We start from the raw sequence: 12,569 nt of genomic DNA on the forward strand, positions 1-12,569 counted from the left end.
TCGCCCGGCTTTTTAGCCGGCTGCGGGGCAGTCTTTTTATTTTTGGACCAGTTTCCGTAAAATTCCACCGTCCTCGGTCTGCAGACTGAGCCGAGTTTCCTTCTCACGGCGCTGTTCTCCATTGTTCCTATCCTGTACACTGGGACTATAAGTAGCGGATATGCATGATGACACAGGGTAAAGGAGAGCAAAGCATGAAGAGTAAATTTATGAGCCAGTTGCTCGGCGGAATGCTTCTGATCGGCTTAGGCGCATTGTTTTTATTGAGGCAGCTGGGATATACGGATTTCAGTGTCGGTGATCTGTTTGCGGACTATTGGCCGCTGTTTCTGATCTGGCTCGGGGTATCGCAATTGTCGGAGGCGCGCTCCAAATCGGGATCGCTGTTCGGCGGCCTGCTGTTTACTGCCATGGGCGTCTTCTTTCTGGGACGTAATCTGGACTGGTTCGATTTCTCCGCCGGCGATTTCTTTAAATTGCTGTTCCCGGTGCTGCTGATCCTGGGGGGCCTCTCGGTAATCTTCAAACCCCGGCAATCCCATACGCCGCCACCACCGCCACCGCCAGAGCCGCCCGTACCGCCGCAGCCGTTCAGCCGGGATGCTGATCCGCTGGATGTGCCGGCACCAAGCCCGCTGGAGTCTACGCTGGATGAGGAGTTCGAACGGAAATTCGGCAAGCCCGCCGGCAAGACGGAGCCAACCGGGTATATGGCCAGCGGCGTAGCGGAGGAGCAGCGCGAAACCGCAGAAGGCATCGGCCGCTTTCATTCGCACGCGGAAAAGCACTGGCAGGATAACCGCGAACGCCATGAGCGCCGCCGCCAGGAACGCGAGGAGCGTCATAGCCACAGACACGGGGAGTGGCACGGGGAATTCCGGCAGGAGTACGGCAGCAGCGAGACACTGAACCGTTCCGCTTTTATCGGGGATGTGCATATCGGCCGTGAGCCGTTCCAGCTGAAGCATACGAATATTTCGCAGTTTATCGGCGATACCGTACTGGACCTCACCAGCGCGCAAATCCCTTACGGGGAGACCAAGATCAACATCTCCGCTTTTGTCGGGGACATCAAGGTTTATATTCCGGAGGATATGGATTTGGCAGTGTCCGTGAACGGCAGCTCATTTATCGGAGACATGCAGGTTCTCGACCAGTCGCGCAGCGGGTTTATGGGCAGTGTACAGTGCAAGACCCCATATTATAAGGAAGCCGGCAAAAAGGTTCGCATTAACGTCAGTGCTTTTATCGGCGATATAAAGGTTAAATCGGTGGGCTGATGATGGGCATCCGGATTCTCAAAAATACGAAGTGGGTGCTGCTGCTGTACTTCCTTCTCAGCGGGTCGATTACCGCGGGAGTTGTGTATGCCGGGACATGCCTGGGTTATATAGAGGTCGCCGACTATCGGATGTGGGTGTATCTCTGCCTGGGCATTGTGCTGGTTACGGTTATTATCGGCTATATGGCCGGCCAGCGAATTCAGCGGCGGATCGACCACCTCGATCTGAATATGCTGCAGGTGGCCAAGGGCAATCTCGCCGTGCGGATGCCAGAGAGCGATGATCAGTCCTTCGCCCGGGTCTACCATGAGTTTAATATGATGATGGACACGGTGGAGAACAAGATGAAGCTCCTGCAGAAGCTGGGCGAACAGGAAGTGATGGAGAAGGAAAAAGCGGCTGAGAGCGCGGTGCTGGAAGAACGCCGGCGGATGGCGCGCGATCTGCATGATACGGTAAGCCAGCAGCTTTTTGCCATTCATATGTCGGCTTCGTCCTTGCCGAAGGTACTGGAGCGGAACGCAGAGCATGGCCGGACCGTCATGGACCAGCTCATTACGATGTCGCAGATGGCCCAGAAGCAGATGCGGGCGCTCATCGCCCAGCTTCGTCCGGTGGAACTGGAGGGGCGGAGTCTGTTCGAAGCGCTGGAAAAATGGTTCCCCGACTATTGCCGCCAGAACGGGCTCAAAGGCATTAAGGAGCTGGAGCTGCAAGGCGAGCTGTCCGAAGCGATCGAGCACCAGCTATTCCTGATTATCCAGGAATCCATGGCTAACATTGTCAAGCATGCAGGTGCCCGTCTGGTCAGCCTGTCGCTGCGCGAGACACCGCGGCAGGTGGTGCTCAGCATCAGCGATGATGGCCAGGGCTTCGAGCATGTCCAGCACAAGCAAGGCTCTTACGGGCTGACGACGATGCGCGAGCGTGCGGAGAAGCTCGGCGGCCAGGCGGAGATTATCAGCCGCAAAGGGGCGGGCACGACGATCCGCGTACATATCCCTAAATTTGTACAGGACTCCCGGAAGAGCCTTCACGGGAGCACTGACGAAGACATTCACGAGAACATTGGCAAGGGGGAAGAAGGATGAGTATCATCAAAGTGCTGTTGGTGGATGACCATGATATGGTGCGGATGGGCCTGAAAACCTATCTGATGCTTGATCCCAGCTTTGAAGTGATCGGAGAGGCGGCGAACGGCCAGGAGGCGCTGAAGATGCTGCGTGAGGGCGGTCTGGAGGGCCTGCCTGACCTGGTCCTGATGGACCTTATGATGCCGGTAATGAACGGTGTGGAGACGACCCGGGCGGTGCTTGCCGAATTTCCCGGACTAAAGATCGTCATTCTGACCAGCTTCCTGGAAGATGAGCTGGTTGTGGACGCCATTGAAGCAGGAGCTGTAAGCTATGTGCTTAAGACCGTCTCCGCCGAGGAGCTGATCTATGCGCTGCAGGGCGCCTTCCGCGGGATGCCGGTCATGACCGGCGATGTGTCCCAGGCGCTGACCCGCGGTATCCGGCAGCGCACGGTCCAGAGCGATTCCTCCGGCCTGACCGAACGGGAGAAGGAGGTGCTGCTGCTGATCGCCGAGGGCAAGAGCAACAAGGAAATCGGCGAGGAGCTGCATATCAGCATCAAGACGGTCAAGACGCATGTCAGCAACCTGCTGATGAAATGCGAGCTGGATGACCGCACCCAGCTGGCGATTTACGCCCACCGCAAGGGCTGGGCGCAGGGATAGGTACATAGGGATGGGGCGGGTGCTACCGGTGAGAGTCCTAAAAGAAGAAGACATCAGGCAGTTTATCTCAGATGACCAGTTGAGACTGTTTTATGATAGTAACATTGAAGATATTCGCTTAAATAAAATTTGGTCCCGGTTTGCCTTTTTAAAGGAAAATGCCAGTTCACTGCCTATAGATCAACGGAAGATTTACTACAGCATTTATTTTTGGTTCATGCAGTTTAAAGAACTCCGGACTCTAATAGAGGGCTATGACGCAGGTATTGAACAGGAGACGTTTAAATTATTGGAAAAGATCAATGCAGAACTGGAAAAAGGCATTGATTGGGCTACTATTGAAGCGCTGGAAAAGAGCCCGGAACTTACCAGATGGCGGGCTTTGATTCAGATGTATGCCAACCATACTGATTTTACCGGTGGAGTCTCTGACATAAGCATTGCCGAAGTCGAAGACAAACTAAAGGTTGTTTTGCCGGAGGATTATAAATGGTTCTTGCAGCATTATGGTTCTGGCGGAATCTTCGGTGCAGATATTCTTGGCTTTGGGAAGTCTTCGCTGCCCTCTGTTATTTCAACGACAGTAAGACTCCGTAATTTCGGACTCCCCCATCAGTACATTGTTATTGAGGACTGCGGAGAGTTCGCTTATTGTCTTGATACCGGGGAACTATCCGATGGCAAGTGTCCTGTTGTTTCTTGGGATAGGGAAGCAGGCTTCCGCGGGAGAAGAGCGGAGGATTTCTCTGACTTCTTGTCTACAAGGTTTAGTGAGGCAAAAGAAAACTGGGATGAGGATAGCTGAATTTGGAGGGCTGTTCTAAAATGCAAACTAGGGGACAAATTTCGTACGAACGCGCGAGGCGAATTGCTGAAGACAGTGCCTTGGAGGAATTGAGGCCATTTATCAGGGAAACTCAGATTTCAGTGATTAGGGACTATTACATCGAAGATGAGTATTGCTGGTTTTTCTTTAGAAACCCGCTAATTGAAGGGCCGCCTGAACGGGTTCTAAGATGGGATCGTGCATACGCCGTAAGTAAAAAGGGCGAACTCAGAATGATCCCCGACTATTCCAAGGATTCAGCAAGGCTAACCGAATACCTGCACATTATGTCTAACTATTTTAAAGAACACGGTATATGATAATTGCAGAAATAGTTAAGTAGAATACGAGTAAAATGAACAAACAGGTTAACCATGGATTATCTCCTGGGTTAACCTGTTTTTATTATGTTCTAGTTTTATCTCTTTTCCCGCAAAGGTTTTATCTCGGTTTAAATTGTTTTTAAGGTGGACTTAAGGTTTAAAGTACAAAATAAAGACAAGAAAACAAAACACTTCTTGCCAACGCAGGCAAGGCACAGGAGGAACGAGAACAATGGACGACAACAAATTCTACAATCGTAACAATGAACCGGACAATGGTCGGGATTTGAATAGCGACAACTATAACGACAATGAAGAGAGAAACAACAGCGAACAGCGCTCGGCAGAGGAATCCAATTCCTACTATTATTCTTACGGGCCATTCCAATCGCTCCGTAAGGAAGAGGACGAACAAGACCATGCACAGCATTACAACCGCATGGAGCCGGAGCGTGTGGAGGTTACAGCTCCGCAGCCGGTGAAGCCGCTGCCTTACAGCAGCTCGCTGCGCACAACAGGCTATGACGGCAATGGCGGCCGGGGCGGCAACGGCAATGACGGCGGCAACAACTGGCAGTACAATAACCGCAAGCCGAAGAAGCCGGTCAAGGCCGTGCTGCTGTCCTTCCTCGCCGGTATGGTAGTCCTGTCAGGCTCAATGGCCATGGCGGACTACGGAAACTGGTTTACCGGTGATCCGGTAGCTGTAGCTACTACCGGAAGCTCGGTGGCCAAGACGGCTGTAGGCGATGCCAACGCTGCACCGGCAGCGTCGACGGTCGGTTTGGTTACCGGCTCGGGCGACGTTTCCAGTGTAGTGGACGGCGTTGGACCGGCGGTTGTCAAGATTGAGACGCTGGTGCAAACCAGCTCAGGCCGCAGCTCGACGACCAATCCGAACATGAGCGATCCGTTCTATCAATTCTTCTTCGGTGACCAGTTCGGAGGTTACTCACAGTCCAATCCGGATTCCGGATCGGATTCCGGTTCCGGGTCAGAGTCCAATTCGAACTCGGACTCGACACTGACACCATACGGCATCGGCACCGGCTTCATTTATGATTCGAACGGTTACATTCTGACCAACCAGCATGTTATCGACAATGCCGATGTGATTCAGGTAACTGTTGACGGCACAACGAAGCCTTATGAAGCGAAGCTGCTGGGTTCCAGCAAGGATCTTGACCTGGCCGTGCTGAAGATCGAAGGCACTGACTTCCCGACAGTTGCGCTTGGAGACTCTGATACCATTAAAGTCGGCTCCGAGGTTGTGGCCATCGGTAACCCGCAGGGCTTTGACCATACGGTAACGGCCGGCGTATTGAGTGCGAAGGGCCGCAGCATTGACATCGCCGAAGAGGATGGCAGCGGTACGCGCAATTATTCCAATCTCCTGCAGACCGATGCGTCGATTAACCCCGGCAACTCTGGCGGCCCGCTGCTGAACATGAACGGCCAGGTTATAGGCATGAACGTGGCGGTAAGCGCGGATGCCCAGGGTATCGGCTTCGCCATCGCGGTCAATACCATTAAGGAAGTAGTCGATAAGCTGGAAGCCAACCAGGAAATTCCGAAGGAGCCTGTACCGTTCATCGGTGCTTCCCTGATCACCATTACTGATCAAGTGGCGCAGCAGATGGGTACTGACCTTACCGAAGGCTCGGTTGTAGCGGAAATTACGTTCAGATCGCCTGCGTATACCGCAGACCTGCGGCCATATGACATCATTACCGGCGTTAATGGTACGAAGTATGCAACCAGCCAGGAGTTGGTAGACTACATTCAGACGATGAATGTCGGAGACAAAATTACACTAAATGTGGTCCGTGACGGCAAGACGCTCGACCTGCCTGTGACTATCGGCAACAAAAACGATTTTATCACTGAGCAGCAGTAAGCACACCGGAGCGCGAAGCCAGCAGAAGCGGAAGGGGTAACCCTTCCGTTTTTGCTGCCACGGCTGTAAGACAGCGGATTCATGATACAATAGAGATATATGATTTTATGTAATGGGGGCTGGGTATGCGACCGAATATTCTAATTATTGACGATGACGAAAAAATCATTTCTATGCTGCGCCGCGGGCTTGCTTTTGAGGGCTATGATGTGAAGACTGCGGCCAACGGGGCGGATGGCCTGCGCGCGATCCTGACAGGCGATCCGGATGTGGTCATCCTGGATGTTATGATGCCGCAGGTAGATGGCTTTGAGGTGTGCCGGAGACTGCGGGAGGGCGGCAGCTCGGTACCTGTGTTGATGCTGACAGCCAAGGATGAGATTGAACACCGCGTCAAGGGGTTGGATCTGGGCGCCGACGATTATCTCGTAAAGCCGTTTGCGCTGGAAGAGCTGCTGGCCCGGGTGCGGGCGCTGCTGCGCCGCAAGAGCGAGCAGAGCGGCGGTTCGGAGCAGGCACTGACGTATGAGGATATTACGCTGGATGTGGATTCACGTGAAGTGACGCGCGGGGGCAAGCGCCTGGAGCTTACGGCGAAGGAATTCGAGCTGCTGCATCTGTTCATGCAGAACCCGAAGCGCGTGCTGTCCCGCGACCTCATTATGGATAAGATCTGGGGCTACGATTACAGCGGTGAATCGAATGTGCTGGAAGTCTATATCGCCATGCTGCGGCAGAAGACGGAGGAGCATGGCGGTAAACGGTTAATTCAGACCATCCGGGGTGCCGGATATATTCTAAGAGGTGACAATTAATTATGTCCATCAAATTGCGGCTGACAGCTTGGTATTCAGGGATATTGGCGGTTATGCTGCTTGGCCTTTCGGCCGCAATTTACGGTTTTGTTTATTTTAATACGTACGGTGATTTGAAGGACCGGCTTAAAGCGCAGGCTCAGCAGGTCCAACTGCGGCCCGTGTGGAACGCCGACGGAACATTGCAGACGGTGCTTGGCGGTCCTGCCGGTCAGTCTTTATTTGCACAATTATATATTTATGATTTAAATAAGTTGCTTCCAAGTCCGAACATGACAGAGATCAATTTGGAGCTGAAAGTGCCATCACAGGAGAATCTGGGCAAGCAGCAAGGGTTTTTGCAGGCTGTTTATGGGGGGAACCCGTTTCTGGTCTATCAGCAGCCAGTTGAAGTGGCCGTCAATAATGTTCCTTATGCTTCGGTTCTTCAGGTTGCCGTGTATACAGGGGAGCAGGTAACACTGCTCAATAGGCTGCAGAATATTCTGCTTGTCGGTTCTTTCGCGACCCTTTTCGCTGCCTTTACCCTGGCCGCATTTCTGGCGAAGAAATCAATGAGCCCGATTGGTGATGTCATTGAGGCAGCGAACGGCATTCAAACCGGCAACGACCTCAGCTCACGTATCGAATACAACGGTCCGCCCGATGAAATCGGCCGGCTCATTGAAACGTTCAACAGCATGCTTGGGCGGATGGAAGGAGCTTATAAGGAGCTTGAGGAATCTTATGCCACTCAGCGCCGCTTTGTCTCTGACGCTTCACATGAGCTGCGGACCCCGCTGACGACGATCCGCGGCAATATTGATCTTCTGCAGAAGGTGTGGGAGATGGAGCCGGGCGAAGGCAAATTAAGCGAGGCGGAGGTCCGTCAGCTGTCCATCGAATCCGTTAAGGATATTTCGGACGAAGCTAAGCGGATGAGCCGGCTTGTCGGTGACATGCTCTCACTTGCCCGTGCCGATACCGGCCGCACCTTTGATAAGGAGCCAGTTGCGCTGGAGCCGATGATGACGGAGATCGGCCGCCGGGCCGCTTTTCTGCCGCGTACGGCAGAGTGGACCGTGGGAGATTTGTCGAAGCTCAACGGCAAATATGTAGTGGGGAACAAAGACTACCTGCAGCAAATGCTGTTTGTATTTATTGACAACGCCTTTAAGTACACCCCGTCGGGTGAGGTTACCCTGGATACGGTATTCTACCAAAATCAGATCGGCATCCGGATCTCCGATACCGGAATTGGTATGGATAAGGATGAGGTGCCGCATATTTTTGACCGCTTCTACCGCGCCGACCAGTCACGGGGCGTCACCGAAGGCATCGGTCTCGGCTTGTCCATCGCCAAATGGATTATCGATGAGCACGGGGGCTCCGTGGAAGTGGTTACACGTCAGGGGGAAGGCACCACCTTCATTATCTGGCTGCCGCTTCTCTTTGCGCCGCCGCTGGAATAGGGTATAATTTGAAGGCAAGCCCTATTAATGTCTGACGACAACAGAAAGCGGTGAATTCGGAATGGAAGTGCTCAAAATTTCTCCCCGGGGCTATTGCTACGGCGTCGTAGACGCTATGGTTATGGCGCGGCAGGCTGCGCAAAATCTCGATCTGCCCCGGCCGATTTATATACTTGGCATGATTGTGCACAACAGTCATGTCACCAATTCCTTTGAGGATGAAGGCATAATCACCCTGGACGGCAGCAACCGTCTGGACATTCTCGACAAGGTGGACAAAGGCACCGTTATCTTCACCGCCCACGGCGTATCGCCGGAAGTGCGGAAGATCGCCCGCGCCAAAGGTCTGACCACCGTCGACGCGACCTGTCCCGATGTGACCAAGACGCATGACCTGATTAAGGAGAAGGCGGCTGAGGGCTACGAGATTATTTATATCGGCAAGAAGGGCCATCCAGAGCCGGAAGGTGCTGTCGGCATTGCACCGGAGCATGTACACCTGATTGAGAAGGAAGAAGAAATTGGCGGACTGTCGGTCCCTTCCTCTCGTATTGTTATTACGAACCAGACCACGATGAGCCAGTGGGACATTAAGAATATAATGAAGAAGCTTCTGGAGAAATTTCCCGGCGCTGAAGTGCACAATGAGATCTGCATGGCGACACAGGTGCGTCAGGAGGCAGTCGCGGAGCAAGCCGGCGAGTGCGACCTTGTCATTGTCGTCGGCGACCCGCGCAGCAACAATTCGAACCGCCTGGCGCAGGTGTCAGAGGAGATTGCAGGGGTGCCGGCCCACCGCATCGCCGATGTATCCGAGCTGAAGATCGAATGGCTGCAGGGCGTGGGCAAAGTAGGAGTGACTTCCGGCGCTTCGACGCCGACACCAATCACCAAGGAAGTCATTAATTTCCTGGAGCAGTATGACCCGGCGCTTCCGGAGACCTGGGAGATCAAGCGTACGGTGAATATGAAGAAGCTTCTGCCGCCGGTCAAAGCCAAGAGCACAACATAATGCAGTTATAATTTATCGGGCACATGGCTCCTCCGTACTGGGGCTATGTGCTTTTTTGATTAGCGGGAGGAGAGGGGAGCAGATTTGAGCGTGTTGAACGGCTGGAGCATTTGGTAATATTTCGCTCCTTACATATAAAATGAGTTGACGGAGAGGGAGATATAAGGTAAAATCACTTTAACGCTTAAAAGCGTACACGCGTCGGAGTGCAACAGCATACATTTGACATGTAGAACGCAAATCCACTATTTCCTAAAAGGGGAGCTATCATATGATCGTTATTACATCCAATCAAACACCGCAGGAACAGGTAAACGACATTATTGCCGTTATCGAAAAAGAAGGTCTGCAGGTTCATCTGTCCCGGGGGGCTGACCATACAGTCATCGGGCTGATCGGCGGCGTAACGCCGAAGCTGGCCGAGCATCTGCGCCAGATGAAAGGCGTGGACAACGTCGTCAAAATCTCGAAGTCCTACAAGCTGGCAAGCCGTGATTTCCACCCGGAAGATACGATTATCGACATTAATGGCGTAAAGATCGGCGGAGAGAATCTGGTCATTATGGGCGGTCCGTGCGCCGTCGAGTCTCCGGAGCAGATCGATGAGATCGCCCGGCTGGTCAAAGCCTCCGGAGGCCAGGTGCTGCGCGGCGGCGCGTTCAAGCCGCGTACGGGTCCTTACAGCTTCCAGGGGGTAGGCGTCGAAGGCCTTACCATGATGGCTGAAGCCGGTAAACGCCATGGCCTGCTGACCATTACGGAGGTTATGACGCCCGAATACGTCGATATCTGTGCCGAGCATGCCGATATTCTGCAGGTCGGCACCCGCAACATGCAGAACTTCGACCTGCTGCGCAAGCTGGGCACTTGCGGCCGCCCTGTGCTGCTGAAACGCGGCTTCAGCGCGACCTACGACGAGCTGCTCAACGCTGCCGAATACATCCTAGCGGGCGGTAACCGCGATGTAATGCTGTGCGAGCGCGGTATCCGCACCTTCGAGACGTATACGCGCAATACGCTTGATCTCTCGGCTATTCCGGCCCTGCAGAGCCTCAGCCATTTGCCGGTGATCTCTGACCCGAGCCACGGCACCGGCCGGCGGGAGCTGGTTGCTCCGATGGCCAAAGCCTCTGTAGCTGCGGGTGCCAACGGTCTGATTATTGAGATGCACACCGATCCGGATAACTCGATGACAGGCGATGGCGTGCAGTCGCTGTTCCCTGAGCAGTTCGATGATCTGCTGCGGGATCTGGAGAAGCTGGCGCCGCTGGTGGGACGCAAGTTCTCGGATTCGCTGCAGCCGGCAGCTGTGCTGTAACTCTATATCATAGTCCATTTAGACAGTCCTCTTCGCCGTTTTTTTGAACGGGAGGAAGAGGGCTGTTTTGCTATGCAGCAAGCGGGATTATGCCGTAAAGCAGCGGTTCAGGCAATCTTCACCAAAGCGTCAGAATATCTTACATTGTGATAAGAAATACCTGACATAAGGATTGACGATGTTAGGTATGCGATTTATAATGACGACAGCAAAAAAATTAAACAAAGAACATTTGATACTGAGAGCGGCCTAATGTTCGGAATTTTGGGGAGGAATAATCATGTCGGTAGAAAAAGTATTGCAAACGATCAAGGAAAACAATATCGAGTGGGTGGATTTTCGCTTTGTAGATCTGGGAGGACGTGCTCACCACATCTCTTTGCCGGCGTCCGCGGTTGAAGAAGAAACTTTTGTAAATGGCGTAGCTTTCGACGGTTCTTCCATCACCGGTTTCCGCGGTATTGAAGAGTCCGACATGGTTATGATGCCGGATCCAAGCAGTACATACATCGATCCGTTTACTGCTCACCCTACTCTTAACATTATGTGCGATATCTTCACTCCGGACGGCGAACGTTATGAGCGCGACCCGCGCGGTATTGCGGTGAAAGCGGAAGAGTTCCTGCAAGCCAGCGGTGTTGGTACGGCGGCATTCTTCGCACCTGAATCCGAGTTCTTTATCTTTGATGATGTCCGTTATGAAAGCAGCATGAACACTTCTTCCTACACTGTAGATTCCGAAGAAGCCGTATGGAACACGAACCGTAAAGAAGAAGGCGGCAACCTGGGCTTCAAAGTCGGCGTCAAAGGCGGATATGTGCCGGTAGCTCCAGTGGATTCCCAACAGGATATCCGCAGTGAAATGTGCCGTCTGCTCGGCGAAGCCGGCCTGGAAATCGAACGTCATCACCATGAAGTGGCTACAGCCGGCCAAGCGGAAATTAACTTCCGTTTCGATACATTGAAGAAGACAGCCGACAACCTGCTGACATACAAATACATTGTGCATAACACTGCCCGCCAATACGGCAAAGTAGCAACCTTCATGCCTAAGCCGCTGTTCGGCGACAATGGTAGCGGAATGCACGTTCACCAATCGATCTTCAACGGCGACACTCCGCTGTTCTTCGAGAAAGGCGCCTACGCCAATCTGAGCGAAACCGCACTGCACTACATCGGCGGTATCCTCTACCACGCTCCGGCCCTGATCGCATTGACGAACCCAAGCACCAACTCGTTCAAACGTCTGGTTCCCGGCTACGAAGCACCGGTTAACCTGGTATTCTCCAAAGGCAACCGTTCCGCTGCGATCCGTATCCCGGTAGCTGCCGTGACACCTAAGGGCTGTCGTATCGAGTTCCGGACTCCGGACTCCACAGCTAACCCTTACCTGGCTTTCTCCGCCATGCTGATGGCCGGTCTGGACGGAATCAAGAAGAAGATTAACCCGATCGAACTGGGCTATGGTCCACTGGACAAGAACATCTATGAGCTGTCCGACGATGACAAATCCAAAATCCGCAGCGTTCCGGGCAGCCTGAACGAAGCATTGGATTCCCTGGAAGCCGACTATGAGTTCCTGACTGAAGGCGGCGTATTCACCAAGGACTTCATCGACAACTATATCGCTCTGAAACGCTCCGAAGCACAAGAGGTTGCAATTCGTGTACATCCGCATGAATACGCCCTGTACTTCAGCGTATAATTTAAGCCAGGTTCTTATTCTAAATATCAATTCTAAATATTATGAGGGAAGCTTCCGGATTACCGGAAGCTTCTTTTTTTGAGTTTTACGAAATTTTTCGTAATTAATGAGTGTGTGCTGAATTTTAATAATCTATATAGGGAATAGCGAGGTTCTCTAAAACCCTATGAATATAAGGGAAAACAAAGGAAAGGAAGC

General features: G+C 52.9%; 10 protein-coding genes. All 10 read left to right on the forward strand.

What is annotated here, in order from left to right; all coding sequences use genetic code 11:
- The first annotated feature begins 194 nt into the window (after positions 1-194).
- The 10 genes from liaF (at position 195) to glnA (ending at position 12,371) form a co-directional block, all read left to right on the forward strand.
- A complete protein-coding gene (liaF, locus tag F1381_RS13320; RefSeq protein ID WP_151735348.1) occupies positions 195-1,280 on the forward strand; it encodes a cell wall-active antibiotics response protein LiaF in 1,086 nt (361 codons plus the stop codon).
- Complete coding sequence (locus F1381_RS13325) at positions 1,280-2,374, forward strand: sensor histidine kinase (RefSeq protein ID WP_151735349.1); 1,095 nt, start codon at positions 1,280-1,282, stop codon at positions 2,372-2,374. The genes liaF and F1381_RS13325 overlap by 1 nt, the downstream gene beginning before the upstream one ends.
- Entirely contained in the window at positions 2,371-3,024 is a 654-nt protein-coding gene (locus tag F1381_RS13330; RefSeq protein WP_151735350.1) for a response regulator, read from the forward strand. Before F1381_RS13325 ends, F1381_RS13330 begins: the two co-directional genes overlap by 4 nt.
- 28 nt (positions 3,025-3,052) lie before the next feature.
- A complete protein-coding gene (locus tag F1381_RS28840) occupies positions 3,053-3,829 on the forward strand; it encodes an SMI1/KNR4 family protein (protein ID WP_246188018.1) in 777 nt (258 codons plus the stop codon).
- A 576-nt stretch (positions 3,830-4,405) separates the two neighbouring features.
- The gene (locus F1381_RS13340) at positions 4,406-6,070 is read left to right on the forward strand and encodes a S1C family serine protease (RefSeq protein ID WP_151735351.1); all 1,665 of its coding nucleotides are present in this window, start codon (positions 4,406-4,408) and stop codon (positions 6,068-6,070) included.
- Between the two features lie 125 nt (positions 6,071-6,195).
- On the forward strand, positions 6,196-6,885 hold the full coding sequence (locus tag F1381_RS13345; protein WP_151735352.1) for a response regulator transcription factor: 690 nt from the start codon (positions 6,196-6,198) through the stop codon (positions 6,883-6,885).
- Positions 6,886-6,887: 2 nt separating this feature from the next.
- On the forward strand, positions 6,888-8,336 hold the full coding sequence (locus tag F1381_RS13350; RefSeq protein WP_151735353.1) for a sensor histidine kinase: 1,449 nt from the start codon (positions 6,888-6,890) through the stop codon (positions 8,334-8,336).
- A 61-nt stretch (positions 8,337-8,397) separates the two neighbouring features.
- Positions 8,398-9,348, forward strand: coding sequence for a 4-hydroxy-3-methylbut-2-enyl diphosphate reductase (locus tag F1381_RS13355; protein WP_151735354.1), 951 nt, complete (start codon positions 8,398-8,400; stop codon positions 9,346-9,348).
- Between the two features lie 271 nt (positions 9,349-9,619).
- Positions 9,620-10,666, forward strand: coding sequence for a 3-deoxy-7-phosphoheptulonate synthase (aroF, locus tag F1381_RS13360; protein ID WP_151735355.1), 1,047 nt, complete (start codon positions 9,620-9,622; stop codon positions 10,664-10,666).
- A gap of 280 nt (positions 10,667-10,946) precedes the next feature.
- Complete coding sequence (gene glnA / locus F1381_RS13365; RefSeq protein ID WP_151735356.1) at positions 10,947-12,371, forward strand: type I glutamate--ammonia ligase; 1,425 nt, start codon at positions 10,947-10,949, stop codon at positions 12,369-12,371.
- Positions 12,372-12,569: the final 198 nt, after the last annotated feature.

The organism is Paenibacillus tengchongensis (assembly GCF_008973665.1).
Taxonomy (GTDB): Bacteria; Bacillota; Bacilli; order Paenibacillales; family Paenibacillaceae; genus Paenibacillus_AQ; species Paenibacillus_AQ tengchongensis.